Annotated in this window: 26 protein-coding genes; 17 read left to right on the top strand and 9 right to left on the bottom strand. The window is 71.9% G+C overall.

Features of this window, described 5'->3' with window-relative positions; translation table 11 throughout:
- Positions 1-5 precede the first annotated feature (5 nt).
- The 3 genes from ACFFR3_RS25280 to ACFFR3_RS25270 form a co-directional block, all read right to left on the bottom strand.
- Positions 6-332, bottom strand: coding sequence for an Atu4866 domain-containing protein (locus ACFFR3_RS25280; RefSeq protein ID WP_345387125.1), 327 nt, complete (start codon positions 330-332; stop codon positions 6-8).
- 119 nt (positions 333-451) lie between these two features.
- Positions 452-1,543, bottom strand: coding sequence for an FUSC family protein (locus ACFFR3_RS25275; RefSeq protein WP_364364015.1), 1,092 nt, complete (start codon positions 1,541-1,543; stop codon positions 452-454).
- Positions 1,544-1,604: 61 nt separating this feature from the next.
- Entirely contained in the window at positions 1,605-2,285 is a 681-nt protein-coding gene (locus tag ACFFR3_RS25270) for an alpha/beta fold hydrolase (RefSeq protein WP_379483953.1), read from the bottom strand.
- A 123-nt stretch (positions 2,286-2,408) separates the two neighbouring features.
- Here ACFFR3_RS25270 and bar point away from each other — a divergent pair, with 123 nt between their 5' ends.
- From bar to ACFFR3_RS25230, 8 genes are all read left to right on the top strand, one after another.
- The gene (gene bar, locus ACFFR3_RS25265) at positions 2,409-3,500 is read left to right on the top strand and encodes a barbiturase (protein WP_379483952.1); all 1,092 of its coding nucleotides are present in this window, start codon (positions 2,409-2,411) and stop codon (positions 3,498-3,500) included.
- Positions 3,501-3,631: 131 nt separating this feature from the next.
- Positions 3,632-4,174 carry an SseB family protein gene (locus tag ACFFR3_RS25260; RefSeq protein WP_345387113.1) on the top strand — a complete coding sequence of 181 codons (543 nt, stop codon included), beginning with the start codon at positions 3,632-3,634 and terminating at the stop codon, positions 4,172-4,174.
- A 120-nt stretch (positions 4,175-4,294) separates the two neighbouring features.
- Positions 4,295-4,876 carry a prepilin peptidase gene (locus tag ACFFR3_RS25255; RefSeq protein WP_345387111.1) on the top strand — a complete coding sequence of 194 codons (582 nt, stop codon included), beginning with the start codon at positions 4,295-4,297 and terminating at the stop codon, positions 4,874-4,876.
- Between the two features lie 44 nt (positions 4,877-4,920).
- Positions 4,921-6,102, top strand: coding sequence for a chorismate synthase (gene aroC, locus ACFFR3_RS25250; RefSeq protein ID WP_379483951.1), 1,182 nt, complete (start codon positions 4,921-4,923; stop codon positions 6,100-6,102).
- The gene (locus tag ACFFR3_RS25245; RefSeq protein ID WP_345387109.1) at positions 6,099-6,602 is read left to right on the top strand and encodes a shikimate kinase; all 504 of its coding nucleotides are present in this window, start codon (positions 6,099-6,101) and stop codon (positions 6,600-6,602) included. The genes aroC and ACFFR3_RS25245 overlap by 4 nt, the downstream gene beginning before the upstream one ends.
- Entirely contained in the window at positions 6,599-7,669 is a 1,071-nt protein-coding gene (aroB, locus tag ACFFR3_RS25240; protein ID WP_364364028.1) for a 3-dehydroquinate synthase, read from the top strand. Before ACFFR3_RS25245 ends, aroB begins: the two co-directional genes overlap by 4 nt.
- Positions 7,666-8,100 (top strand): type II 3-dehydroquinate dehydratase, encoded by a 435-nt coding sequence (aroQ, locus tag ACFFR3_RS25235; protein WP_345387107.1) that lies wholly within the window; start codon positions 7,666-7,668, stop codon positions 8,098-8,100. Before aroB ends, aroQ begins: the two co-directional genes overlap by 4 nt.
- Positions 8,097-8,852 (top strand): SGNH/GDSL hydrolase family protein, encoded by a 756-nt coding sequence (locus ACFFR3_RS25230; protein WP_345387105.1) that lies wholly within the window; start codon positions 8,097-8,099, stop codon positions 8,850-8,852. Before aroQ ends, ACFFR3_RS25230 begins: the two co-directional genes overlap by 4 nt.
- 108 nt (positions 8,853-8,960) lie before the next feature.
- Here ACFFR3_RS25230 and ACFFR3_RS25225 read toward each other — a convergent pair whose 3' ends face one another.
- Positions 8,961-10,955 (bottom strand): ATP-dependent DNA helicase, encoded by a 1,995-nt coding sequence (locus tag ACFFR3_RS25225; protein WP_379483950.1) that lies wholly within the window; start codon positions 10,953-10,955, stop codon positions 8,961-8,963.
- Between the two features lie 374 nt (positions 10,956-11,329).
- Here ACFFR3_RS25225 and ACFFR3_RS25220 point away from each other — a divergent pair, with 374 nt between their 5' ends.
- Both ACFFR3_RS25220 and ACFFR3_RS25215 read left to right on the top strand, forming a co-directional pair.
- The gene (locus tag ACFFR3_RS25220) at positions 11,330-12,391 is read left to right on the top strand and encodes a hypothetical protein (RefSeq protein WP_379483949.1); all 1,062 of its coding nucleotides are present in this window, start codon (positions 11,330-11,332) and stop codon (positions 12,389-12,391) included.
- A 91-nt stretch (positions 12,392-12,482) separates the two neighbouring features.
- The gene (locus ACFFR3_RS25215) at positions 12,483-14,063 is read left to right on the top strand and encodes a Na+/H+ antiporter (protein WP_379483948.1); all 1,581 of its coding nucleotides are present in this window, start codon (positions 12,483-12,485) and stop codon (positions 14,061-14,063) included.
- A 64-nt stretch (positions 14,064-14,127) separates the two neighbouring features.
- On the opposite strand, the gene ACFFR3_RS25210 is transcribed toward ACFFR3_RS25215, so the two are convergent.
- Entirely contained in the window at positions 14,128-14,385 is a 258-nt protein-coding gene (locus tag ACFFR3_RS25210; protein ID WP_364364042.1) for a UBP-type zinc finger domain-containing protein, read from the bottom strand.
- A 92-nt stretch (positions 14,386-14,477) separates the two neighbouring features.
- On the opposite strand from ACFFR3_RS25210, the gene ACFFR3_RS25205 reads away from it, so the two are divergent.
- The gene (locus ACFFR3_RS25205) at positions 14,478-15,056 is read left to right on the top strand and encodes a GntR family transcriptional regulator (RefSeq protein WP_345387099.1); all 579 of its coding nucleotides are present in this window, start codon (positions 14,478-14,480) and stop codon (positions 15,054-15,056) included.
- Positions 15,057-15,072: 16 nt separating this feature from the next.
- On the opposite strand, the gene ACFFR3_RS25200 is transcribed toward ACFFR3_RS25205, so the two are convergent.
- Complete coding sequence (locus ACFFR3_RS25200) at positions 15,073-17,241, bottom strand: transglycosylase domain-containing protein (protein ID WP_379483947.1); 2,169 nt, start codon at positions 17,239-17,241, stop codon at positions 15,073-15,075.
- A complete protein-coding gene (gene bla / locus ACFFR3_RS25195) occupies positions 17,241-18,197 on the bottom strand; it encodes a class A beta-lactamase (protein WP_345387093.1) in 957 nt (318 codons plus the stop codon). The genes ACFFR3_RS25200 and bla overlap by 1 nt, the downstream gene beginning before the upstream one ends.
- 202 nt (positions 18,198-18,399) lie before the next feature.
- Between bla and ACFFR3_RS25190 the strand changes: the two genes are divergently transcribed.
- Genes ACFFR3_RS25190 through ACFFR3_RS25170 form a run of 5 tightly spaced genes read left to right on the top strand, consistent with a single transcriptional unit; the run spans position 18,400 to position 20,890 of the window.
- The gene (locus ACFFR3_RS25190) at positions 18,400-19,353 is read left to right on the top strand and encodes an alpha/beta fold hydrolase (protein ID WP_345387091.1); all 954 of its coding nucleotides are present in this window, start codon (positions 18,400-18,402) and stop codon (positions 19,351-19,353) included.
- 46 nt (positions 19,354-19,399) lie between these two features.
- A complete protein-coding gene (locus ACFFR3_RS25185) occupies positions 19,400-19,786 on the top strand; it encodes a DUF8711 family protein (RefSeq protein WP_364364053.1) in 387 nt (128 codons plus the stop codon).
- A 56-nt stretch (positions 19,787-19,842) separates the two neighbouring features.
- On the top strand, positions 19,843-20,175 hold the full coding sequence (locus ACFFR3_RS25180; RefSeq protein WP_345387087.1) for a YidH family protein: 333 nt from the start codon (positions 19,843-19,845) through the stop codon (positions 20,173-20,175).
- Between the two features lie 13 nt (positions 20,176-20,188).
- Complete coding sequence (locus ACFFR3_RS25175; protein WP_345387085.1) at positions 20,189-20,530, top strand: DUF202 domain-containing protein; 342 nt, start codon at positions 20,189-20,191, stop codon at positions 20,528-20,530.
- A gap of 57 nt (positions 20,531-20,587) precedes the next feature.
- Complete coding sequence (locus ACFFR3_RS25170) at positions 20,588-20,890, top strand: hypothetical protein (RefSeq protein WP_379483946.1); 303 nt, start codon at positions 20,588-20,590, stop codon at positions 20,888-20,890.
- Positions 20,891-20,955: 65 nt separating this feature from the next.
- Here the strand turns inward: ACFFR3_RS25170 and ACFFR3_RS25165 are convergent, their stop codons facing one another.
- Positions 20,956-22,833, bottom strand: a complete 1,878-nt coding sequence (locus tag ACFFR3_RS25165) for an ABC transporter ATP-binding protein (protein WP_345387081.1) — start codon at positions 22,831-22,833, stop codon at positions 20,956-20,958.
- Entirely contained in the window at positions 22,830-24,554 is a 1,725-nt protein-coding gene (locus tag ACFFR3_RS25160) for an ABC transporter ATP-binding protein (protein WP_345387079.1), read from the bottom strand. Before ACFFR3_RS25160 ends, ACFFR3_RS25165 begins: the two co-directional genes overlap by 4 nt.
- A 220-nt stretch (positions 24,555-24,774) precedes the next feature.
- Between ACFFR3_RS25160 and ACFFR3_RS25155 the strand changes: the two genes are divergently transcribed.
- The gene (locus tag ACFFR3_RS25155; RefSeq protein WP_345387077.1) at positions 24,775-25,266 is read left to right on the top strand and encodes a nucleoside deaminase; all 492 of its coding nucleotides are present in this window, start codon (positions 24,775-24,777) and stop codon (positions 25,264-25,266) included.
- The last annotated feature ends 21 nt before the right edge of the window (positions 25,267-25,287 follow it).

Genomic DNA, 25,287 nt, shown 5'->3' with positions numbered 1-25,287 from the left:
GCGGGTCACCACTCCCGATAGAGCACCAGGTGCTCGTGGTAGAGCACGCCGTCGCGCACGTCGCCCGTCGCGGTGAAGCCCAGGTCGTCGAAATAGTCGATGTGGTCGCCCGTGACGGTGTACCTGCCGGTGTAGGCCTTGGGGCGGCCGTCGCGCTCCTCCTCGTACCGGCCGTCGGCCCGCAGCTCCTGGCGGATCCGCCCGTCGGCGGTCACCCACATGCCGACGTGCGGGTGCGGCGCCGTCGCGGTCGACTTTCCGCGCGTCCCCGCGTCGGCGCAGGCCGCCATCGCGGTCATGACGCCCAGCGTGAGCAGCACTCTGCCGATCATGTACGCACTCCCTCGATCAGCGGAGACGGACCTCCCGCCCCCTGACCAGGGAGTCTGCCGGGGCGCGGCGGGCCGCACGAGAGGCGGGATCTTCCTGGGAGCGCCACACCCAGGCTCCGCTAGCGGCGGTGCGACGGCTCGCCGTCCAGCGGGGTCAGCGCCGCCGTGGCCTCCTCGTGCTCCATGCCCGTGGCCTGCAGCAGGTCCACCACCACCGAGCGCAGCTGGGCGATGATGACGTGCGCGGAGAAGCCCAGGCCGCGCGGGCGCTCCCTGGCGGCCACCGCGAGCAGCGCCTGGCGGGCCAGCGTCGGGTCCCGTCCCGCGCCCAGCTCCAGCTGGAGCAGCAGCGCCGCCTCCGACACCTCGCGCATCGCCTCGGCCAGCGCCGCAGGGGGCGGGCTCGCCTCGCCGAGCGACGCCAGCGTGCGCCTGACCAGCACCCGGACGTTGCGCAGCGCGAGGTCGACCGGCACGGCCGCGGTCTCGTAGCGGGCCAGGCGGGCGCGGCGGTGCCAGTGCAGCGGGGAGATCATGGTGATCTCCTTGCTGGTCTCCAGCGCGGCCCCGAACTCCTCCACCGCGGCCTGCGTCTCACGCGCCTCCTCCAGCGCCTCGGCCGCCAGCTCCACGTCACGCTTCTCGATGGCCTCCGCGGCCCGCTCCATCACCGTGGACAGCGCGTCGAGCACCCCCGACAGGTGTTTCGCCGCGATCGAGAACGGGCTCGCGGGCAGCAACGCCACCGCCACGATGCCCACGATGCCGCCGGTGAGCGCGTCGGCCATCCGGTCGAGGCCGCCCACGTCCTCGCCCGGCACCAGCGTGGCCACCAGCACCGCCGACGAGCCCGCCTGGGCAACGAACAGCGCCCCGCTGTTCAGCAGCACCGCCACGGTCATCGCCAGCGCCACGACGAGCGCGAGCTGCCAGGCGCCGGAGCCGATCCAGGACACCAGCAGGTCGCCCACGCCGACGCCGAGGCTGACCCCGACGACCAGCTCGACCAGCCGGCGCAGGCGCTGGCCGAGGCCGACGCCGACGCAGATCAGCACGGAGATGGGGGCGAAGAAGGGGCGGGGGTGGCCGAGCAGCTCGATGGCGATGACCCAGGCGAGGGCCGAGCCGACCGCGCACTGCGCGATGGAGGGGGCTGTGAGGCCGAACGTGCCCAGCCGTTCCTTGACGAGATCGCTGAGCCGGGTGCGCACCCATCCTAGGATGGCGGATCTTTATGACAGTAAGGTCACGTTTGCCCCATGAAGCCCGCTTTTACCGAGGGTCTTCGTCGAGGAACGCGTCCACTATTCGCAGGAACTCCTGGCGCGCCGTCACGTGGATCAGGTGCCCCGCCTCGACCGTCACCAGCCGCGCTCCCGGGATGCGTCGCGCGATGTCCGCCGCGTCGAGCGGGCTGGCCGTCCCGCCCGACAGCACCAGCGCCGGCGTCCCGATCGCCGCGAGCCCCGCCGCCCAGGCCGGGTCGGGGTCGATGAGCTGGGCTTCCGTCTGGTGCATCATCCGCCAGTCGAAGCTCGCGGGGCCGTCCTCCACGATCGGCGGCCGCCCGGTGATCGCGTACGCCTGCGGCGGGTCCTCCAGCACCAGCCGCGACACCAGGTCCGGCCGCGCGAGCGTCACCCGCGTCGCCACCAGCGCGCCCAGCGAGTGCCCTATCAGCTCCACGGGCCCGGTCCTCAGGTGGTCGAGCAGCGCGGCGACGTCGTCGGCCATCTCGTGCAGGGCGTACGCGCCCGGATGCTCGCTCTCGCCGTGCCCCCGCAGATCCGGCACGAGGACGTGGCGGCCCCTCCTGGCGAAGTGCTGGGTGATGCCGTTCCAGTCGTTGTGGTCGGCGGTGCGGCCGTGCAGCAGCACGAGCGGCCGGTCGTCAGGGCCGCCCTCCTCCCGATAGCGGAGCCTGATGCCGTTGACGTGCGCGTCCCGAATCACATCCGGGACCCTACCGCCGCCACACGTTGACATCACCGCCGGTCTACGTGGGCAGACATTGACCATGAACCCCGCTGGCCGGCTCGGTAGCGTCAGCGGAAACCGGGCAGAGGAGGGCAACGCATGCCGGACCCGATCGAAGTGCGCAAGGTGCCGATCGAGAGCGTCACCGACGCCTCCGGCCTGTCACGTCTCATCGCCGACGGGGTGATCGAGGCCGAACGGGTCCTGGCCGTCATCGGCAAGACCGAGGGCAACGGCGGCGTCAACGACTACACCCGCATCCTCGCCGACCGCGCCTTCCGCCAGGTGCTCGCCGAGAACGGGCACCCGTCGCCGGAGAGCGTGCCGCTCGTGTGGTCCGGCGGCACCGACGGCATCCTCAGCCCCCACGCCACCATCTTCGCCACCACGGCCGACGCGCCGCCGTCCGACGAGCCGCGGCTGTCGGTCGGCGTCGCGATGAGCGAGGTCATCCTGCCCGAGGACATCGGGCGGCCGGCCATGGTGGAGAAGGTCGCGGCCGGCGTACGCGAGGCCATGAAGATCGCCGGCATCGACGACCCGCGCGACGTGCACTACGTCCAGACCAAGACGCCCCTGCTCACGCTCGCGACCATCACCGACGCCAAGAGCCGCGGCCAGGACACCGCCATCGAGGAGACCGGGCCCTCGATGGACCTGTCCAACTCCACCACCGCGCTCGGCATCGCGGTCGCGCTCGGCGAGATCGAGATGCCGAGCGCCGACCAGATCCACAAGGACCTGTCCCTGTACTCGTCGGTGGCCTCCTGCTCGTCCGGCGTCGAGCTGGACCGGGCCCAGATCGTGCTGGTCGGCAACGTACGCGGGATCGGCGGGCGCTACCGCATCGGCCACAGCGTCATGAAGGACGCGCTCGACGCCGACGGCATCTGGGAGGCCATCAAGGACGCCGGCATCCCGCTCCCCGGCCGCCCCCACCCGTCGGACCTCGGGGGACGATTGGTCAACGTCTTCATGAAATGCGAGGCCGATCCCTCGGGCCGCGTCCGCGGCCGCCGCAACATCATGCTGGACGACTCCGACGTCCACTGGCACCGCCAGATCAAGGCCGCGGTGGGCGGCGTAGCCGCCTCGGTGACGGGCGACCCGGCCGTCTTCGTCTCGGTGGCCGCCGTCCACCAGGGCCCGTCGGGCGGCGGCCCCGTCGCCGCCATCGCCGACCTCGGTTAGCGCCTCAGACCGGTCTCCGGCCCCGTCACGTGCTTCGGCGCGGCCGGATCCCCGGATGGCCCGGTGCGTTCGGACGGGCCCGGTGCAGTCGTCGGACGGCACGGAGTGGGTGGCGGATAGGCTCGGGCGTTGTGCCGAACATCCCGCAGCCACTCGACCCGCAAGACGACGGCTCCGCCGCACCGGCCGTGGCCGCGGCCCTGGCCGCCTACGAGGCGGGCACGGCAGGCCCCGCCGAGGTGCTCAACGTGCTCGGCGCGGCACGCCTGCTCGTGCCCGTGGTCGCCCTGCTGACCGAGACCGAGGTCGGCGCCCACGGGCTGCGGCAGGAGAAGGAGAGCGAGATGGCGCTGCCCAAGCTCGTCGGCCAGGACGGCAGGCAGGCGGTGCTCGCGTTCACCGGCACGGAGTCGCTGGCGCGGTGGCGCCCCGACGCCCGCCCCATCCAGGCCACCACGCTCCAGGTGTGCAGGGCAGCCGTCCAGGAGCAGGCGGCGGCGGTCGTGGTGGACGTGGCGGGCCCGGTGCAGTTCGTGATCGAGGGCGACGTGCTGGCCGCCCTGGCCGCCGTCGAATCCGGCACAGTGGACCGACTGACCGGCGTAACGGTCGCCAAGGTGACCCCCGCGCAGCCCAAGCCCAAACGCCGCTGGTTCTCCAGAAAGCCCAGCTGACCACCCAACCAGCCCGGACCGTGCCTGTGCGTCGGTCCCCTCTCGCGCCCGCGCGGCGGCGTCATACCGGTTGTGCGTATCGGCACTCCTCGCGCGGAGGAGCGGGTTAGGTTCTGCGGCATGTTCGGGATCATGGCGGTGGCAGGGCTGGTCTGCGGGGCTCGGATCAGAGCGCTCGCGGGGTCCTACGACGACGGACCGACGTGGGCGCCGGCCCCGGGGGCGGTCGAGCTGACCTGTGCCGCCGTGGTGGCCGTGATCGCGTGGCGGGCGGGGCCGGCGTACGCGTGTTTCGCCGTCATCGGCACCGCGCTGGCGGTGATCGACTGGCGGACCAGCACGTTGCCCGACGCCATCACGCTGCCCGCGTACCCGATCATGGCGCTCGCGCTCCTGCCGACCGGCGAGCTGGCGGGCGCGCTGGCAGGAGGGGCGGCGCTCATCGCGGTCTACGGCGTGTTGTGGCTGGTCAGGCCGGATGCGATGGGGTTCGGGGACGTGAAGCTGGCCGGGCTCATCGGCATGGCGTGCGGCACATTGGGCTGGGAGGCGGTCGCCGCCGCCGCGCTCGCCGGGCAGGCGCTCGGCGCCCTGTACGCCCTCGTCCTGCTGCTGACCGGTCGCGGCACCAGGCACACCCAGTTCCCGTTCGGCCCCTTCATGCTGCTCGGCGCGTTCACGACACTCTGTCTCGCTGGGTGAGCGGAGGGACATCCCACTCGGCGGCACGTGGAAGACTTGTACGCATGTTGCGCTGGTTGACCGCCGGAGAGTCCCACGGGCCCGAACTCGTCGCCGTCCTCGAGGGCCTGCCGGCCGGGGTCGAGGTGACCACGGCCGCCATCGACGAGGCCCTGCACCGCCGCAGGCTCGGTTATGGCCGCGGCGCGCGGATGAAGTTCGAGCAGGACCAGGTCACGATCGTCGGCGGCGTACGCCACGGGCGCACCATGGGCAGCCCGGTCGCCATCCGCGTCGGCAACACCGAGTGGCCGAAGTGGGAAAAGGTCATGGCGGCCGACCCGGTCGACCCGGCCGAGCTCGAGGGCCTGGCGCGCAACGCGCCGAGGTCCCGCCCGCGCCCCGGCCACGCCGACCTGGCCGGCATGCAGAAATACGGCTTCGACGACGCCCGCAACGTCCTCGACAGGGCCAGCGCCCGCGAGACCGCGGCCCGCGTCGCGCTGGGCGAGGTCGCGCGGCGCTTTCTCAAGCAGGCGCTCGGCGTCGACATCGTCAGCCACGTCACCGAGATCGGCGGCGCCCGCACCCCGGCCGAGACGCTGCCCGGCCCGGGCGACCTCGGCAGGATCGACGACGACCCGGTCAGGTGCGCCGACTCCGAGGGCAGCGCCGCGATGGTCGCCGTCATCGACAAGGCACACAAAGAGGGCGACACCCTCGGCGGCGTCGTCGAGGTCCTCGCCTACGGCCTGCCGCCCGGCCTCGGCAGCTACACCCACTGGGACCGCAGGCTCGACTCCCGGCTGGCGGGCGCGCTCATGGGCATCCAAGCGATCAAGGGCGTCGCGGTCGGCGACGGCTTCGAGACCGCCCGCAGGCCGGGCTCCCGCGCCCACGACGAGATCGAATACACCACAGCAGACGGCGTGCGCCGCATCACCAACCGGGCGGGCGGCGTCGAGGGCGGCATGACCAACGGCGAGATCCTGCGGGTCAGCGCCGCCATGAAACCCATCTCCACGGTGCCGCGGGCGCTGGCCACGATCGACGTCAAGACCGGCGAGGCGGCCAAGGCCCACCACGAGCGCTCCGACGTGTGCGCCGTGCCCGCGGCCGGCATCGTGGCCGAGGCGATGGTCGCGCTGGTGCTGGCCGACGCGGCGATCGAGAAGTTCGGCGGCGACTCCGTGGAGGAAGTCGCCCGCAACCTGTCCGGCTACCTCTCTTCCATGGTGATCAAATGACAGCCAAGGCCGTGCTCATCGGGCCGCCCGGATCCGGCAAGACCACGCTCGGGCGGCTGCTCGCCGAGCGGCTCGGCGTCGGGTTCCGCGACACCGACTCCGACGTCGAGGCGGTGGCGGGCAAGCCCGTCTCCGACATCTTCGTCGAGGACGGCGAGGAGCGCTTCCGCGAGCTCGAACACGAGGCCGTGCGCCGCGCCCTCGCCGAGCACGATGGCGTCCTGTCGCTCGGCGGCGGCGCCGTGCTGCACGAGGAGACGCAGGCCCTGCTCGACGGCCAGCCCGTCGTCTACCTCCAGGTCGGGCTGACCGACGCGGTCCAGCGGGTCGGCCTGGCCAGCGCCCGCCCGCTGCTGGTGCTCAACCCGCGCAGCCGCCTCAAGGCGCTGATGGAGGAGCGGCGGCCCATCTACGAGCGGCTGGCCATGATGACCGTGGTGACCGACAAGCGCGAGCCGGAAGAGCTGGCCGACGAGATCGTGAAGGGGCTGCCCGGGTGAGCGCCACCAGGATCCACGTACGCGGCGACAGCCCCTATGACGTCGTGGTCGGCACCGGTGTCCTGGCCGAGCTGGTCACGCTGCTCAAGCCCGGCGTGCGCACGGTCGCGGTCATCGCTCCCGAGACGCTGCCCGAGATCACCAGGCCCGTCCGCGAGGCGCTGGCCGCGGCCGGCTACGAGGTGGCCGAGCTGACCGTGCCCGACGGCGAGCAGTGCAAGGCCGTCGAGGTGGCCGCGCGGCTCTGGTCCGAGCTGGGCCGCCACGGCGTGACCCGCTCCGACGCCGTGGTGGGCGTCGGCGGCGGCGCGACCACCGACCTCGCCGGGTTCGTGGCGGCCACGTGGCTGCGCGGCGTCCAGGTCGTGCTCGTGCCCACCACGCTGCTCGCCATGGTCGACGCCGCCGTCGGCGGCAAGAACGGCATCGACACCGCCGAGGGGAAGAACCTCGTCGGCACCTTCCTGCCGCCCGCCGGCGTGCTGTGCGAGCTGTCCACGCTGGCCGGGCTGCCCAAGGCCGACTACGTCGCGGGCCTGGCCGAGATCATCAAGGGCGGCTTCATCGCCGACCCCGAGATCCTGCGGCTGGTCGAGTCCGACCCCGAGGCCGCCACCCGTCCCGACGGCCCCCACACCTGTGAGCTGATCGAGCGCAAGATCCGGGTCAAGGCCGACGTCGTGGGCGCCGACCTGCGCGAGGCCGGCCTGCGCGAGATCCTCAACTACGGCCACACGCTCGCCCACGCCATCGAGCGCGACGAGCGCTACACGATCCGCCACGGCGAGGCGGTCGCCGTCGGCATGGTCTACGCCGCCGAGCTGTCCAGGCTGTCCGGCCGCGCCGACCTCGTCGCCCGCACCCGCGCCATCCTCACCGCCGTGGGCCTGCCGATCACCCACCGCGCCGACGCCTGGCCGCGGCTGCGCGACCACATGCGGCTCGACAAGAAGAACCGCGGCGCCAAGCAGCGGTTCGTCGTGCTCGACGACCTCGCCAGGCCGGGCCGCCTCGAAGATCCGGCGGAAGAGCTGCTCGAAGCCGCCTACAAGGAGATCTCCGCATGATCCTCGTCCTCAACGGCCCCAACCTGGGCCGGCTCGGCGTGCGCGAGCCCGACGTCTACGGCGCCGACACCCTGGACGACCTCGCCGCCCTCTGCCGCGACACCGGCCGCAAGCTCGGCCACCACGTCGAGGTGCGCCAGACCGACGACGAGGCCGAGATGATCGGCTGGATCCACGAGGCGTGCGACGGACGCATCCCCGTCGTGCTCAACCCCGCCGCCTTCACCCACTACTCCTACGCGCTCAAGGACGCCATCGCCCAGCGCACCGCCCCGCTCGTCGAGGTCCACATCTCCAATCCCGCGGCGAGGGAAGAGTTTCGCCATACCTCCGTCGTGGCCGGGGTGGCGACGGGCACGATCGCCGGCTTCGGACTACAGTCATACGTCCTTGCGCTGCACGCTATCGCGGAGATGATCACCACCTCATGAGGCACTACAAGTCCTTCGTCGCGCTCGGCGACAGCTTCACAGAAGGACTGAACGATCCCGGTCCGGACGGGCACTACCGTGGCTGGGCCGACCGGGTGGCCGAGCGGCTCGCCGCCGACGACCCCTCCTTCCGCTACGCCAACCTGGCCGTGCGCGGCAAGCTGCTCGACCAGGTCGTGGCCGAGCAGGTGCCGCTGGCCGTCGAGATGGCGCCCGACCTGGTCAGCTTCTGCGCGGGGGGCAACGACCTGCTCAGGCCGGGCAGCGATCCCGACGTCATGGCCAAGACCCTCGCGCGGGCCGTACGCGACCTGCGCTCCGGCGGGGCCGACGTGCTGCTGTTCACCGGGGTCGACCCGCGTGACACGCCCATCATGCGGCGGATGCGCGGCAAGTTCGCCATCTACTACCTGCACCTGCGCTCCATCGCCGACCTCTACGGCTGCCGGCTCGTCGACCAGTGGTCGATGCAGGGGCTGCGCGACTGGCGGGCCTGGAGCGCCGACCGGCTGCACATGAACGAGGACGGTCACCGGCTGGTGGCCGCCCGGGTGCTCGACGTGCTGGGCGTGCCGTTCGATGACTGGCGCAAGGAGTGGCCCGCCCGCACCGTCGATCCCCGCTCCCGGCGTCGCGAGGACGCCCAGTGGATGCGGGAGCACCTGGTGCCGTGGGTCTCCCGCCGCCTGCGCGGCGTCTCTTCGGGCGACGGCCTCACCGCGAAACGCCCCGACCTCGCCCCCTGGGCCTGACCCGGCCTCAGGCTCCCTGGGCCTCAGGCTCCCCGGGTCTGACCCGATGCCAGGCTCCTGGGCCTCATGCGCCCGGCCGGGCTGGCGGCTTCCTGGGCCTGACCCCGGTCAGGTGGTGGTGAGGCGCTTCAGGGCGGCGCGGGGGACGGCCGGGTCGGTGGTGCGCCAGAACGGCGGCAGTGAGCCCAGCAGGAAGCCGCTGTAGCGGGCCGTCACCAGGCGGGGGTCGAGGACCGCGATGACGCCCTTGTCGTCCTGCGAGCGCAGCAGCCGGCCGACGCCCTGGGCCAGCAGCAGGGCGGCGTGGTTGGCGGCGACGGCCATGAAGCCGTTGCCGCCCTTGGCCGCCACGTGGCGCTGGCGGGCGGAGGTCAGCGGGTCGTCGGGCCGGGGGAACGGGACGCGGTCGATGATGACCAGCCGCAGCGACGGCCCCGGCACGTCGACCCCCTGCCACAGCGACAGGGTGCCGAACAGGCAGGTCGGCTCGTCCTCGGCGAACTGCTTGACCAGCAGCATCGTCGAGTCGTCGCCCTGGCACAGCAGCGGCACGTCGAGCCGGTCGCGCAGCGCCTCGGTCGCCGCCTTGGCCGCCCGCATCGAGGAGAACAACCCCAGCGTGCGCCCACCGGCCGCCTCGATCAGCTCGGCGATCTCGTCGAGGTATTGCTGCGGCAGCCCGTCGCGGCCGGGCTGGGGGAGGTGCTTGGCGACGTAGAGGATGCCGGAGCGGGGGTGGTCGAAGGGGGAGCCGACGTCGATGCCCTGCCAGTCTTTGCCCGCCTCGCCGAGCCCCCACTGCGCGGCCAGCGCGTCGAACGTGCCGCCGAGCGCGAGCGTGGCCGAGGTGAGCACGACCGTGCGCTCGCCGAACAGCTTGTCGCGCAGCATGCCGCTGACGTTGAGCGGCGCCACCCGCAGCGCGGGCGGGCGGCGGTCGGTGCCGCCGTCGAGCCAGACGACCTCGGCCCTGTCGGTCTCGGAGGCGTGGCCGTAGGCGTCGAGCATGCGCACGGCGGTGTCGTGCACCTCGTCGAGCGCCGTGAACGCGGCCTTGCGCTGGCCCGCCTTGTCGGGGTCGTCCTTGTCGGCGTTGCGCGGCCCCAGGGCGGTGACGCAGCGCCAGGCGGAGTCGCGGATGAGCTGCAGGGTCAGCCCGAGCACCTGGGGCAGCTCGTCGATGCGGCCGGGCGGGGCGGCGGCCAGCAGCGCCTTGAGGTCTTCGCCCGCCTCCATGAGCTGGTCGGCGATGGGCTGGTCGATGAGGCGGCCGACCCGGCGTACGGCGAGCATGACGGACGCCTCCGACAGCTCGGACGTCACCACGGACGTCACCCTGTCGACCAGCTCGTGCGCCTCGTCGACCACGACGACCTGGTGCTCGGGCAGCACCGGCAGCTCGCCCATGGCGTCGATGGCGAGCAGCGCGTGGTTGGTCACCACGACGTCGACCTCGCCGGCGCGGGCCCTGGCCAGCTCGGCGAAGCACTCGGCGCCGCTCGGGCAGCGGCTCGCGCCCAGGCATTCCTGCGCGCTGACCGAGAACTGCCGCCACGCCTGCTCGCTGACGCCCGGCACCAGCTCGTCGCGGTCGCCGGTCTCGGTCTCCTCGGCCCACTCCTGGATGCGCTGCACCATGCGCCCCGTCGCGCTCACCTCGCGCGGGTCGAACAGCTGGTCCTGCTCGTCGTCCTCGGGCCAGCCCGCGCTCGCCTTGTAGCGGCACAGGTAGTTGCGGCGGCCTTTGAGGATCGCGTACGTGGGCTCGTGGGGCAGCTCCTTGCCCAGCGCCTCGGACAGGCGGGGCAGGTCACGGTCGACGAGCTGGCGCTGCAGCGCGATGGTGGCCGTGGAGATCACGACGGGCGCGTCGCTGTCCATCGCGTGGCGGATCGACGGCACCAGATAGGCCAGCGACTTCCCCGTGCCCGTGCCCGCCTGGACGGCCAGGTGCTCTTCCGCGTCGATGGCGTTCTGCACGGCCCGCACCATGGTGATCTGGCCCTGGCGTTCGCTCCCTCCGAGAGCGTTGACCGCGATGCTGAGCAGTTCGTCCACTGGCGGGAGATGGGAGTCGGGCACGGCAGTAAACGCTACCCGCATTCCGGGGCCGCCGCGCCGAACGCGGTGTGATCGGCCAGACGCATCCCGGCGTTCCAGGAAACTCCCGGCGGGTTGCGTGGCACACTGGGCGATCGGAACGCCGACTGGCAGGTGGGGGAGTTCACCGGATGTGACCAGAGGGGTTCCGGGAGTAGATGGGAAGGCCGGTTCAGTAGGGTTTTCCGGGGTTGAGTGGACGAATAAAGGCTGGTTAAAGCAGTATGTCTGCCATGTCGGAAGTTGTCCCGTTGCCGTCGTTCGGCGAAGTCTTCTTCGATGCGCGAGGTCAGGAGCGGTGCCTGCGTGTCACGTGGCATGAGGGCACGCTCGTCCTCAGTCTGTGGCGCGGGGAGATGTGCACAGCGAGCTTCCGCATGCCGATGGAGGATGTCGGCCGGCTGCTCGACACCCTCGATGAGGGATTCGCAGAGGCGACCGGCGAGCAGCCCGCCGTGCCGGCGCACGAGCCGGGCACCGAGGTCATCCCCGGCACCGGCCAGTACCACCGGCCGCCCCAGCCTCAGCAGCCCCAGGCGCAGCAGCCTCAGGGCCAGCCGTCGCCCCTGGACGACCGTCCCACGGCGGCGCTGTCGCCCAACGACGTGCTCGTGGCCCGGGGCAACCCGCCCCACCAGGACAAGCTCGTCGCCTCGTACGGTGACGCGGGCGCCCAGCGCGAGGCGTACGGCGAGACCACCGCGCCCCGCGAGCAGTACGGCGACCAGCGCAACCCCTTCACGGGCCCGCAGTACGTCGAGTCGACGGGCCCTCAGCCGAAGTACACCGGCGACCCCTACAGCGGCCCGCAGTACACCGGCGACCCGCTCAGCGACCCGCACTACGCCCAGCAGCAGGGCAGGCAGCCCGAGCCCTTCACCGGCCCGCAGTACGTCGACCAGGACCCCGTCTACCAGCTCCCCGGCGAGCAGCGCCGCCCGTCGCCGCTGAGCACCGACCCGCTGGGCTTCCCCTCGCAGGCCGCCGACCCGTACCAGCAGGCGCAGCCCCGCCACGACCAGTACGCCGCCGACGCCTACCCCTCCGACCCCTACGCGGGCCGGCGCGCCGACGGCTACCAGCAGCAGCCCCAGCCCCAGCAGCCTCAGCCTCAGCCTCAGCAGCGGCCGCGGTCCGAGCCGCAGCCCAGCACCGCGGGCCTGGGCACGCCCATGCACGGCATCCCGGGAGCGGGCCGCCGCAGGCAGCCGCCGCAGCCCGCCCCCGACGACTACGGCTCCTACCAGAACCCGCCGGCCGGTCAGGCCAACCCGGTCGATCCGCTGCTCGCGCTCGGCCGCCAGGAGCAGCAGCAGTACCCGCAGTCCGAGGCCGAGCTGACCCGCCCTTACGTCGGGGACCCCATGTTCTCCACGGGCGAGCGCCTGCGCCCTGACCAGCCCGATTACCACGAGAGAAGCGACCGCAGGGAGTGGTGACCGCCTGGTGACCGCCGCCCTCGCGCCGCCGGGTACTCTTCACCGCGAGACGATCGGCTGACACGGCCGTGACCTGGTGGAGGGGGCGCTGGTGGGGTTCGGCATGGGCCCGCAACTGCTGTTGCTGGCCGGTGGCGCGGTCGCCGTGGCGGCGTTCGCGCGGCGCAGGGGCTGGCCGGCCCCGCTGCTGCTGGTGGCGGCCGGCCTGCTGGTCTCGCCGATGGTGCCCGCGGTGCCGCTCGACCCCGAGCTCGTGCTCTACGTCTTCCTGCCGCCGCTGCTCTACTCCGCCGCCCTCGACAGCTCCTACCTGCGCCTGCGTGACGTCAGGAAGTCGGTCGGGCTGCTGTCGGTGGGGCTGGTGCTGTTCACCACGGTCGTGGTCGGGCTGCTCGTCCACCTCCTGCTGCCCACCCTGCCGCTCGCGCTGGCGTTCGCGCTCGGCGCGATCGTCGCGCCGCCCGACGCGGTGGCGGCCGTCGCGGTCGGCCGCCGTCTCGGGTTGCCGCGCCGGCCGCTGACCATCCTCGTCGGCGAGAGCCTGTTCAACGACGCCACCGCGCTCACGCTCTACCGCGTCGCCATCGGCGCGGCCACCGGCGGCGCCATCAGCCTCTGGCACGGGCTGGGCGAGTTCCTGCTCGCCGCCGTGGGCGGGGCGGCGATCGGGCTGGCGCTGGCGTTCGGATGCGCGTGGGTGCTCGAACGCACCCGCGACTCGCTCGTCGACAACACGGTCATGCTGCTCGTCCCGTTCGCGGCCTACCTCGGGGCCGAGTCGGTGCACGCCTCCGGCGTGATCTCCGTGGTGATCGTGGGCCTCTATCTCGGCAACCGCATGCACCTGCGCGGGTTCGGCACCCGGCTGGTGTCCGACGCCGTGTGGCGGGTCACCGTCTTCTTCCTCGAGACGGTGGTGTTCGCGCTGATCGGGCTGCAGCTCGTGCCCGTGATCGAGGGCATCGCCGGCTATCGGCCGTGGCAGGTCGCGGGGTACGCGGCGGCGGTGCTGGGGGTGACGATCGCCGTCCGGTTCGTCTGGATGTTCGCGTACTCGTACCTGATCCAAATGATCCGCGGGGGAGAGGCGCGGCCGACCGGGCAGCAGACGGCGATCCTCAGCTGGGCGGGCATGCGCGGCGTCGTCTCGCTGGCGGCGGCGTTCGCCGTCCCCGAGACCGTGCCCGAGCGCGATCGGGCGATGCTGCTGTTCCTGACGTTCACCACGGTGATCGGCACGCTGCTCATCCAGGGCACCACGTTCCCCGCGCTGATCAGGAGGCTGCGGGTGTCGAGCGAGCAGGAGCGCTACGAGGACCGGCTGGCCGAGGCGGCCGCCCAGCAGGCGGCGCTGGAGGCGGGCCTGGCCGAGCTCGACCGGCTCATCGCCGAGCAGGGCCACGAGCCGGACGAGATCCAGAAACAGGTCATCGACCAGCTCAGGGAGAAGTCGTGGCGGCGCTCGCTGACCGCCTGGGAACGCCTCGGCGGCGGCACGGGGCCCGGCGGCGCCGAGACGCCGAGCACGCTCTACCGGCGGTTGCGGCGGCGGATGTTGCAGGCCGAGCGGGAGGTCTTCGTCCGCATGCGCGACGAGCGGCGGCTCGACGACGAGGTGCTGCGCGAGGTGATGGCGCAGCTCGACTTCGAAGAGGCCATCCTCGACCGCTGACCGAGGCCGAGCGCCCGGTCGTCAGGGCCGCGCGCCCGGGGCTCGGGTCCGGTGCCGGGGTGGGTCAGCCCATCTGACTGTCGACGAAGCACCAGCGCCAGTTCTCGCCCCGCTCGTACGACTGCATGACGGCGTGGCCGGTCTCCTGGAAGTGCGCGGTGGCGTGCTTGGCCGGCGACGAGTCGCAGCACCCGATGTGGCCGCACTCCAGGCAGCGCCGCAGGTGCACCCACCGCCCCCCGTGGGCCAGGCACTCCTCGCAGCCCTCCGGCGTCTTCGCGGCGGGGTCGCCCGTTTGTGACAGATGTTCGCACGTTGCCATGTACGCGATCCTATGCTCCGCCCGGCGGTCTCCCCCGGACCGGGGCCGGTGGCGGGGCGCGTAGGATGCCTGCGCACGTCGAGGAGGCTGACATGGAAGTCACAGAGGGCACGAACGCCGGGGCGCGGCGGGTGCTGGTCCGCCGGGCGCTGCCGACCGAGCCCGCCGTACGCGCGTCGAAGTCCCTGTTCCTGGCCGAGGCCGAGCGCCAGGGGCTGGAGGCGGGCCGCCGCATGCTGTACGTCGGCGAGGAGCCCGCCCCCGACCACGTCGCCGCCTGCCTGCGCGTGCCACCGGGCACCGGCGTCATCGCGCGGCGCAAGCTGCTGACCGCCTCCGGCGTCCCCGTACGCGTCGCCACCAGCTTCTTCCGCGCCGACCTCTTCGCCGGCACCCGCATCGCCGAGCCGGGGTTCGTCCGGCCGTCGCTGCAGTCGGCGCTGGTGGCGCTGGGCCACGAGTTCGGGCGCGCCGAGGAGACGCTGGTCGCCCGCCCGCCGACCGCGTTCGAGCGCGAGACGCTGGAGCTGGCGGAGGGGGAGTGGGTCGTCCAGGTGCTGCGCACCGGCTACTCCACGGACGACGTGCCCGTCCACGCCCTGGAGACGATCTGCGCCGCCACCCGCCACGTCTTCACCGTCACCCAGGTCACCGGGCACGACGAGTTCTGACCCCGCCTCCCCGTCCTCACGGTTCGGTGGTGGGGATGGGGGTGGGGGAGAGCGAGGTCGTGGGCGTGGGGGTGGCGCCCGTCGCTTCCTCGTCCTCGTCCTTCTCCGGCTTCTTCGGCGGGCAGCCCGTCGTGCAGCCCTCGAAGCGGCTGGTGAGGATCGGGGTGAACGGCGTGGGACGGACCTTGCGCAGCGCCTGGATCATGGTCTCCCGCCAGATCGGCCCGGGGACGCTCGCCCCCTGTACCGACCCGTAATAGCGCCCGCCGATCGTCACCCCGGTCAGCTTGTACTGCTGCGACCCCCGCGGATCGCCCAGGCTGACGGCTCCGGCCAGGTCGGGGGTGAAGCCGGCGAACCAGGCCGAGGCGTACCCGTCGGTGGTGCCGGTCTTCCCGGCGGCGGGCCGGCCGATGCCGCCCGAGCCCCGCATGGTCCCCTCGGTGAACACGCCCGACAGCACCTCGGCGGTGGCGTCGGCGATGGCGGGTTCGAGCGCCTCGCGGCACTTGGGGCGGTAGCGGGTGGTCGAGCCGTCCCTGTCGGTGATGTGGGTGATGGCCATCGGCGCGCAGTAGGTGCCCCGGGCGGCGATCGCCGCGTAGGCGGCGGCCACCGTCACCGGGTCGGTCTCGTTGATGCCGAGGGTGAACGTCTCGAACTCGCGCAGCTTCTTGCCGTCCGCACGCCGGATGCCGAGCGACTTCGCGGTCTTGACGGTGTCGCAGAGCCCGACCCGCTGCTCCAGCTCCATGAAGTAGGTGTTGACGGAGTTCCACGTGCCGGTGCGCAGCGTCTTCCAGCCGGGCGAGCCCTCGTCGTTGGTGACGGTGTGGGTGGGGTCGCCGATGTTCTGACCTGCGCAGTTCTTGAACGTCGAGTACGCCGGCGCCCGATAGCCCGCCCCCGCGGTCAGCCCGTCGTCCAGCTTCATGCCCTCCTTGAGCGCCGTGATCAGCGTGAACGTCTTCATCGTCGAGCCCGGCTGCAATCCGACACCGCCCCCGTGCGCGGTGTCGGCGACCACGTTGTACGAGATCTCGTTCTTGCGGGCGTCGGGCCCGTACCGCCGGCTGGCCGCCATCGCCCTGATGGCCCCGCTGCCCGGCTGGACCAGCGCCTCGGCGGCCACGGGCCGGTCGGAGGCGTGCACGTACCGCTTGATGGCGCGTTCGGCGGCGGCCTGCGCGACCGGGTCGAGCGTGGTCCTGATGGTGAGCCCGCCCCGGTTGAGCATGGCCAGCCGGGCCTTGGCGGTACGGCCGAAGTCGGGGTTGCTCAGAATCTCGTGCCGGACATAAAGGCAGAAGTACGGATATTTGCTGGCCTCGCAGCCGCCGGGCAGGCGCGTGCCCTTGTAGCCCAGCTTCGTGGCCTTGGCCGCGGCCGCCTCCGCAGCGGTGATCTTGCCCAGCTCCGCCATCCGGTTCAGCACCACGTTGCGGCGGTGCAGCAGCCGCTCCCGGTGCTCAGGGCCGAGGTTGGGGTCGGTGGCGTTCGGGTCCTGCACGGCGCCGGCCAGCGTGGCGGCCTGCGCCAGTGTCAGGTCGGCCGCGTGCACGCCGAAGAACCGCTTGGCGGCGGCCTCGACGCCGTACGCGCTCGCCCCGAAGTACGCGATGTTCAGATATTTCTCGAGAATCTGGTCCTTGGTGTACTTCTGCTCGATCCCCATCGCGTACCGCAGCTCGTTGAGCTTGCGCGCGTAGCTGGCCTCGATGGCCGCGTTCCGCTCCGCCTCGGTGCCTGCCGAGTTGAGCAGCACCTGCTTGACGTACTGCTGCGTGATGGAGGAGCCGCCCTGGCTGGTGCGGCCCGTCTGCAGGTTCGTGGCGAGGGCGCGCAGCGTGCCCTCGACGTCGATCGCCCCGTGCTCGTAGAAGCGGAAGTCCTCGATCGCCACGATCGCGGTCCGCATCTGCTCGGCGATCTCGTCGAGGCCGACGATCTCGCGGTACTCCTCGTAGAAGCGGGCGATCTCGCCGCCCTTGGCGTCCCGCACGATCGTCACCTCGGCGGGCGGCGGCTCGGCGAGATCGACCGGCTTGAGGTTCACCTCGTCCGCCGCCGCCACGAACCCGGCCCCCATGCCCCCGACGGCCGGGATCGCGATCGCGGCCACGAGCACGCCCGACCCGGCGGCGGCCGCGGCGAGGCGCAGGAGCTTCGTCCCCCGACGTCGCATCAGAGCCTGCCGAGTCCGCGGGCCAGGACGGTGGCGGTCTGAGCGATCACCTTGTCGTCGGCGGGCTGTCCTACGGCCGTGCGGTTGGTGTAGACGGCCAGGATGATCGGCGCGCCCGAGCGGCCGGACGGCCAGGCGATCGCGACGTCGTTGCCCGCGCCGATCTCCTGGTTGGTGCCGGTCTTGTCGCCGATGGTCCACTTCTTCGGCAGACCGGCGCGGATGCGGGCGTCACCGGTCTCGTTCGCGATGAGCCAGCGGTTGAGCTGCGCGCGGTCCTTGGGGTGCAGCGCCTTGCCCGTGGTGAGCAGGCGCAGGTCGCGGGCGAGTGCCGAGGGGGTGGTGGTGTCGCGCTTTTCCTTGGGCGTCCAGTCGTTCAGCTCGGTCTCCCAGCGGTCCAGCCGCGAGACCGGGTCCTTGAGGCTGCGGAAGTACCTGGTCAGCCCGGCGGGCCCGCCGAGCTGCTTGAGCACCATGTTGGCCGCGGTGTTGTCGCTCAGCGTGATGGCGGCCTTGCAGAGCTGCGCGACCGTCAGCCCGTCCTTGACGTGCTTCTCCGTGGTGGGCGAGTTCGGCTTCACCTCGGCCTCCGTCCACTTCACCCGCTTGTTCATCAGGCCGGGCTCGGACGTGCGCGCCTTGTGCAGCGCCGCCCCGCACGCCACCGCCTTGAACGTGGACAGCAGCGGGAACCGCTCAGCCGATCGGTAGGCCACCGTCCTCCCCGTCGCCGTGTCGATCGCGTACGCCCCGATGCGCCCCTTGAAGGACGACTCAAGCGCCCGCAGCTCCTTGCTGACCAGCGCCTGGCCGGAGAGCTCGGCGGTGATCACCGAGGCGGTGGCCGCCGAGGCGGTGGCGGGGCTCGCGGTCGCGGCCCCGCCGGCCAGCAGCGTGAGGGTCAACGTAGTCGCCCGCACCGCGGCCGAGAGCCGCCGGGCACGAAGGTGTCGCATGCCAAGTCCTTGCCGTCGTTCGATCAGATCAGAGGGCAGGAGCAAAGCAGATGCGAAAGCGCGATGTCTAATAGCGATATCGCGAAAGCATTCATATCGCTTTCCATATCCTTGCAGTTCAGTGCCCGTTTTGCCGGAACGGCAACGTGGTTACCCGCCGCCCTCGCGAGCGGCCCATAGTGCTGGGAAAAGGAGGAATGACATGAAGGACATCACGCATCGGCTGATCGAGGGGCCCGCGGGGCGCATCCACGTGGCGGAGCAGGGCGACGGGCCCCTGGTGTTGCTGGTGCACGGCTTCCCCGAGTCGTGGTACTCGTGGCGCCACCAGCTGCCCGCGCTGGCCGCCGCCGGATACCGGGCGGTGGCGATGGACGTGCGCGGCTACGGGCGCTCGGTCAAGCCGGCCAGGGTGGCGGCGTACCGGATGCTGGAGCTCGTCGCCGACTGCGTGGCCGTGGTGCGGGAGCTGGGCGGAGGGCCGGCGGTGATCGCCGGGCACGACTGGGGGTCGGGCGTCGCCGCGCACAGCGCGCTGCTGCGGCCCGACCTGTTCCGCGCGGTCGCGCTGTTCAGCGTCCCGTACGCGCCGCGCGGCCCGCACCGGCCCGCCGACGCGTTCGCCGCGATGGGCGGCGAGGAGGAGTTCTACGTCAGCTACTTCCAGGAGCCAGGGCGGGCCGAGGCGGAGATCGAGTCCGACGTGCGGGGCTGGCTCGCGGGCTGCTACGCCGCGCTGTCGGCGGACGGGCCGGGCGAGAGCGCCTTCTTCCTGCCCGCCGGCGGCCGGTTGCGCGACCGCTGGCCGAAGGACGCGCTGCCGTCCTGGCTCGGCGAGGAGGACTTCGAGGTCTACGCGGACGAGTTCGAGCGCACCGGCCTGACCGGCGGGCTCAACCGCTACCGCAACGTGGACCGCGACTGGGAGGACCTCGCGGCCTGGGACGGCGCCCCCATCCTGCAGCCGTCGCTGTTCGTCGCGGGCGCGCAGGACGCCGGCGTACGGTGGCTGGCGGGCGCCATCGAGGCGTTCCCGCAGACCATGCCCGGCCTGTCGGGCAGTCACCTGATCGACGGCTGCGGCCACTGGGTGCAGCAGGAGCGCCCGCAGGAGGTCAACCGGCTGCTGACCGATTGGCTGGCCACGCTGCCCTGAGCGTTCGGTCACGCCACGTGGCCGACTGCTTGGGTAGGGTCAAGGTATGCGTTCACTCAAAAGCCGGTTCGTGCCCCTGGCCCTCTTCGCCTCGTGCGTGCTCGCGGCCGGTTGCAGTGAGGTCAACAACACCATCGACAAGGCCCAGGCCTGCATCGAGGCACCCAAGATCATCACCGAGCTGGGCGCCCAGGTCACCAAGCTGACCGACGACCCCCAGGCCATGGACAAGGCGATCGACGACGCCGCGGCCAAGCTCAACGACGTGGCCGACTCGGCGGCCAACACCACGCTCAAGGAGGCCAGCGACAGCCTGGCCGCCACGCTGACCGGCATCACGGTCAACGACGTCAACGACGCGGTCGACGCCGCCCAGAAGGTCGCCACCGAGAGCGCCGACTACGTCAACCAGGTCGCGCAGGCCTGCAGCTGACCCCAGGGACAATCCCGGCATCTCTAGGGGAAATGGGGACGAATTACCGTTTTTCCATGGAACCCGACCCGCGTTTCACCTTGGCCAACGAACGCACCTTCCTCACCTGGCTGAGCACGGCGCTGGCGCTCAGCGCGGGTGGGGTGGCCATCGCGGCGGTGCCGTCCGACGTGTTCGTGCCGTGGCTGCGTACGTGCCTGGCCATCGCGCTCGTCACCCTGTCCGCGCTGGCGGCCGGCATGGCCTACCCCCGCTGGCGCAACATCCAGCGCGCGCTGCGCAAGCAGGCGCCGCTCCCGCCGCCCGCGCTCGCGGCCGTCTTCGGTTACGGCGTCGCCGCCGTCGCCGTGGCCGCCCTCGTCCTGATCATCCTGTCGGCGCGGGGCTGACGGCGAGGACGCCGTGGGCATCACTCCGGAAGAGGAGATCTGGGACGAGGGCCTGCAGAGCGAGCGCACCCGGCTCGCCTGGGTGCGCACCGCCGTGGCGCTGTCCACCGGCGGGCTCGGCGCCGCCGGCATCGCGCTGCGCAGCGGCCTGCCGGCGCCCGCCATCGCCGCGTTCGCGCTGGCCGCGCTCTGCGGCGCCGTGCTGCTGATCAGGACCAGGCAGCGCTTCCGCCGCGTGCAGGCCGCCCTGCACGGCGGCCGCCCCCTCGACGCCGGGCTCGACGCGATCGTCGCCTGGCTCGGCACGCTGAGCGTGGTCGCGGGCGCCGTGACCTTTGTGCTCACCGTTCGGTAGGGCCGGGTTGCGGCACGCCGGGAGGGAGGCGGACACTCGGAAGCAGGGGGTGACCTCATGGAAGAAGAACTGCGGATCGTGCCTTTCGAGTGTCAGCGCTGCTGGCACGTGTGGGAGGAGGAATACGTCGTCAGGCACCAGGAGGACCGTCACGGCAACGGGGGTGAGATCTGGCTGCGCGCCGGGCTGCCCGTCTCGCCGCCCTCGTCGGGCGCCATCTGCCCGCGATGCGGCTGCCAGCGGGCCACGACCTTCCCGGACGGCTACCTGTCACGCCATCCGGAGCTGAGGAGAGCGGCGGAGCCCACCGTCCCCGACGAGACGCCGCTGATCAGCCCGGTACGCCCGCCGCTGTACTGAACTCCCCGACCCTCACTGCAGAGCCGGCTCCGGCACCCCTGGGGGAGCGCCGGAGCCGGAACCCTCTAGCTGAGGCTCTCCAGCCACGCCTGGTGCAGCCCGGCGAAGCGGCCGGACGCGGCGATGAGCTGGGCCGGCGGCCCGTCCTCCACGATGCGGCCGTGCTCCATCACCAGCACCCGGTCCGCGATCTCCACCGTGGACAGCCGGTGCGCGATGATCAGCGCGGTGCGCTCGGCCAGGATCGTCCGCAGCGCCCGCTGCACCAGCCGCTCGCTCGGCACGTCGAGGCTGGAGGTGGCCTCGTCGAGGATGAGCACGGCAGGGTCGGCGAGGAACGCCCGCGCGAACGCGACGAGCTGGCGCTGACCGGCCGACATGCGCCCGCCGCGCTTGCCCACCTCGGTGTCGTAGCCGTCGGGCAGCGACGAGATGAACTCGTGGGCGCCGATGGCCTTGGCCGCCTCGCGTACCTGGTGGTCGGTGGCGTCGGGGCGGCCGAACCTGATGTTGTCGGCCACTGTGCCGTCGAACAGGAAGTTCTCCTGCGTCACCATGACCACCGCCTGGCGCAGCGCCGGTTCGTCGAGCGTGCGCAGGTCCACGCCGTCGAGCAGCACGCGGCCCTCGGTCGGGTCGTAGAAGCGGGAGATCAGCTTGGCCAGCGTGGTCTTGCCCGCGCCGGTCGCGCCGACCAGCGCCACGCTCTGCCCGGCCGGGATGGTCAGGTCGAGGTGCGGCAGGATCGGCATCTCCTTGACATAGGAGAACTCGACGCCGTCGAAGCGCACCTTGCCCTGCGCCCGGCCGCCCGGCAGCGCCGCGGGCTCGCGCGGCTCCGGCACGCCGGGCTCCTCCTCCAGCACGCCGGACAGCTTCTCCAGCGCCGCGCCGGCCGACTGCAGTGTGTTGTAGAACTGGCTGATCTCCTGCATCGGCTCGTAGAACTGGCGCAGGTAGAGCATGAACCCGGCCAGCACGCCGACCTCCACCTCGCCGTGCAGGGCGAGGTAGCCGCCGTAGAGCAGCACCGCGCCGATCGTCATGTTGCCGATCAACTTGATGCCGGTCATGAACGTCGCGCCGAGGATCATGCTGCGCGCGTTCGCGTCGCGGTAGTCGTCGTTGAGCTGCTCGAAGATCTCCTGGTTACGCGGCTCCCTGCGGAACGCCTGCACCGCCCGGATGCCGATCATCGACTCCACGAAGTGCACGATCACCAGGGCGACCGTCTCCCTCGTCCGCCGGTAGACGACCGCCGACTGCCGCTGGAACCACTTGGTGAACAGCAGCAGCAGCGGCAGCGGGACCAGCGCCACGAGGCCGAGGTGCACGTCCAGCACCAGCAGCAGCACCGCCGTGCCGACCAGCGTCAGCACCGCCTTGACCAGCGCGTCGAACCCCGACTGCACCAGCTCGGCGATGGCCTCGATGTCGGAGGTCAGCCGGGAGATCACCCGGCCCGAGGTGTACTTCTCGTGGAAGCTCAGCGACAGCCGCTGGAAGTGGTCGAACACCCTCCTGCGCAGCGTCAGCAGGATGCTCTGGCCGACCGTCCCCATCAGCCGCAGGAACGCCTGGCGGGCCAGCGCCTGGGTGACCGCGGCGGCCAGGATCACCCCGACCACGGTCAGCAGCACCGTCGGGGCCTGGCCGCCGGTGATCGGCGGGATGCCCTGATCGATGCCGACCGAGACCAGGAACGGGATCGACAGCCCGGCCGCGTTGGAGACCACGATGATCAGGACGAGCAGCGCGATCTTCTTCCGGTACGGCCGCAGGAGATCGCCGAGCAGCCGCCGCGAGCGGGCCCGCAGCAGCACCGACACCTTCTCCGACAGCTCGTCCTGGTCCTCGGAGCCGACGCCGCGCCAGGCGGCGTTCTTCTCAGGAGCCGTCGTGGTCGCCGTCGTGGTCGCCGTCGTGGTCGCCGTCGTGGTCATCGCAGCGCTCCTTCCGCCGCGTCGTCGAAGTCGGCGTCCTGCGCCAGGAGCTCGCGGTACTCCGGCACCTGTGCCAGCAGCTCGCGGTGCTGGCCGACGTGCGTGATCGTGCCGTCGCGCAGCAGCGCGACCTTGTCGGCCAGCAGCACCGTGGAGGCGCGGTGGGCGACCACGATGCCGGTCGCGTCGCGCAGCACGTGCCGCAGCGCCTCCTCGACCAGGGCCTCGGTCTCGGCGTCGAGCGCGGACAGCGTGTCGTCGAGCACGAGGATGCGCGGCTTGCTGAGCACCGCCCTGGCCAGGGCGAGCCGCTGCCGCTGCCCGCCGGACAGCGACAGGCCCTGCTCGCCGATGCGGGTGTCGAGACCCCACGGCAGGTCGTGGACGAACATCGCCTGCGCGGTCTGGATGGCCTGCTCCAGCTCCTCCTCGGTGGCGTCGAGCCGGCCCAGCATGAGGTTCTCGCGCACGCTCATCGAGAACAGCGTGGGCTCCTCGAACGCGGTGGCGACCACCTGGCGCAGCTGCTTGAGATCGAGGTCGCGGACGTCGTGACCGTCGATCGTGACCCGGCCCGAGGTGGGGTCGAGCAGGCGGGGCACCAGCGCGGTCAGGGTGGTCTTGCCCGACCCGGTGGCCCCGACGATGGCGACCGTCTCGCCCGGCCGCACGTCCAGCCAGACGTCCTGGAGCACGGGCTGCTCGGAGTCGGCGAAGCGGAAGCCGACGCCCTCGAAGCGCAGGTGGCCGTGCGGCTCCTCGATGACGTCCGAGCCGCTCTCGATGGCGGGAACGGTGTCCATGACCTCCATCAGCCGGTCGGCGGAGGTCATCGCCTCCTGCGCCATGACCAGCAGGTAGCCGAGGCTCGCCACCGGCCAGACGAGCTGCAGCATCAGCGTGGTGAAGGCGACCAGCGCGCCCAGCGTCAGCGCGCCGGAGCCGACCGCCAGCGCGCCGAGCAGCAGCACCAGCGCCAGCGTGATGTTGGGCACGATCTCCAGGAAGGAGAAGAACTTCGCCGACAGCCGCACCTTGCTCATCGAGGAGCCGTAGACCTTGAGCGCGGCCTCGTCGTAGCGGTCGAAGACGTGGTGGCGGCGGCCGAACGCCTTGATCGTGCGGATGCCGATCGCCGACTCCTCGACGAACGTGGCGAGGTCGCCCTGCTCGTCCTGGACCTGGCGGGAGATCTTGATGTAGCGCCGCTCGAAGCGCTGGGAGGTCATCACGATCGGCACGACCGAGGCCAGCACCAGCAGGCCGAGCGGCCAGTACTTGTTGAGCAGCAGCACGGTGACGGTGACGACCTGGAGCACGTTCATGACCAGGAACAGCGCGCCGAAGCCGAGGAAGCGCCGCAGGGTCGACAGGTCCGTCGTCGCCCGTGACAGCAGCTGGCCCGACTGCCAGTCGCCGTGGAAGGCCATGGGCAGCCGCTGCAGGTGGGCGTAGAGGTCGTCGCGGATGGCGGTCTCCAGGCCGAGCACCGGCTTGACCTGGATGAAGCGCCGGAAGAAGATCAGTAGCGCTTCGAGCGCGCCCACGCCGACCGCCAGCAGGCCGAGTGGCAGCAGAGCACCGGGGTCCTTGTCGGCCACGGGCCCGTCGATGACTTGCTCGATGATGAGGGGGAAGACGATCACCAGGCCGACGCCGACGAGTGCGGTCAGCCAGATGACGACCAGCCGTAAGACGTAGGGGCGGAGGTAGGACCGCATCCGCCACAGGGAGTTGGCGGAGAGCCTGGATCTGGAAGACGGCAGGGCAGGGCGAGGTTGGTGCGTATCGGGAGGCATCCCTCCTAGGCTAATACGTCGGATCAACCGATTTTCTGTGGCCTCAGGGTGGGTTTTCTGTACATGACGTGGGAAAACGTGAATAGTCATGCACTTTCGGCGGTCCGTAAGCCGTAGTTGACGACAGGAAGGAGGGCGGCCGATGATCGGCGAATCCGAGCTCGCACACCTGCGGCGCTGCGTCGACCTGGCCCGCAGGGCGCTCGAGGCGGGCGACGAGCCGTTCGGCTCCGTGCTGGTCTCCGGCGACGGCGCCGTGCTCGGCGAGGACCACAACCACGTCGCGTCCGGCGACCGCACCCGGCATCCTGAGTTCGCGCTGGCCCGCTGGTCGGCCGAGCACCTCACGCCGGAGGAGCGCTCCGCCGCCACCGTCTACACCTCGGGCGAGCACTGCCCGATGTGCGCCGCCGCGCACGCCTGGGTCGGGCTCGGCCGCATCGTGTACGCCACGTCCTCGGCGCAGCTCACCACCTGGCTCGGCGAGCTGGGCGTGCCGCCGCCGCCCGTGCGTCCGCTGCCGATCAACGAGATCGCGCCGGGCGTGACCGTCGAAGGCCCCGCGCCCGAGCTGGCCGACGAGGTGCGCGAGCTGCACAGGAGTTACCACAGCGGACGGCCGACATCCGTTTGACCTGCGGTTTGCAGCCCGCGT

Origin of the sequence: Nonomuraea salmonea (assembly GCF_042428605.1) — a bacterium.
Taxonomy (GTDB): domain Bacteria; phylum Actinomycetota; class Actinomycetes; order Streptosporangiales; family Streptosporangiaceae; genus Nonomuraea; species Nonomuraea salmonea.
Note: the sequence above shows the minus strand (reverse complement) of the source record. Positions and strands in the feature narration are given on the sequence as shown.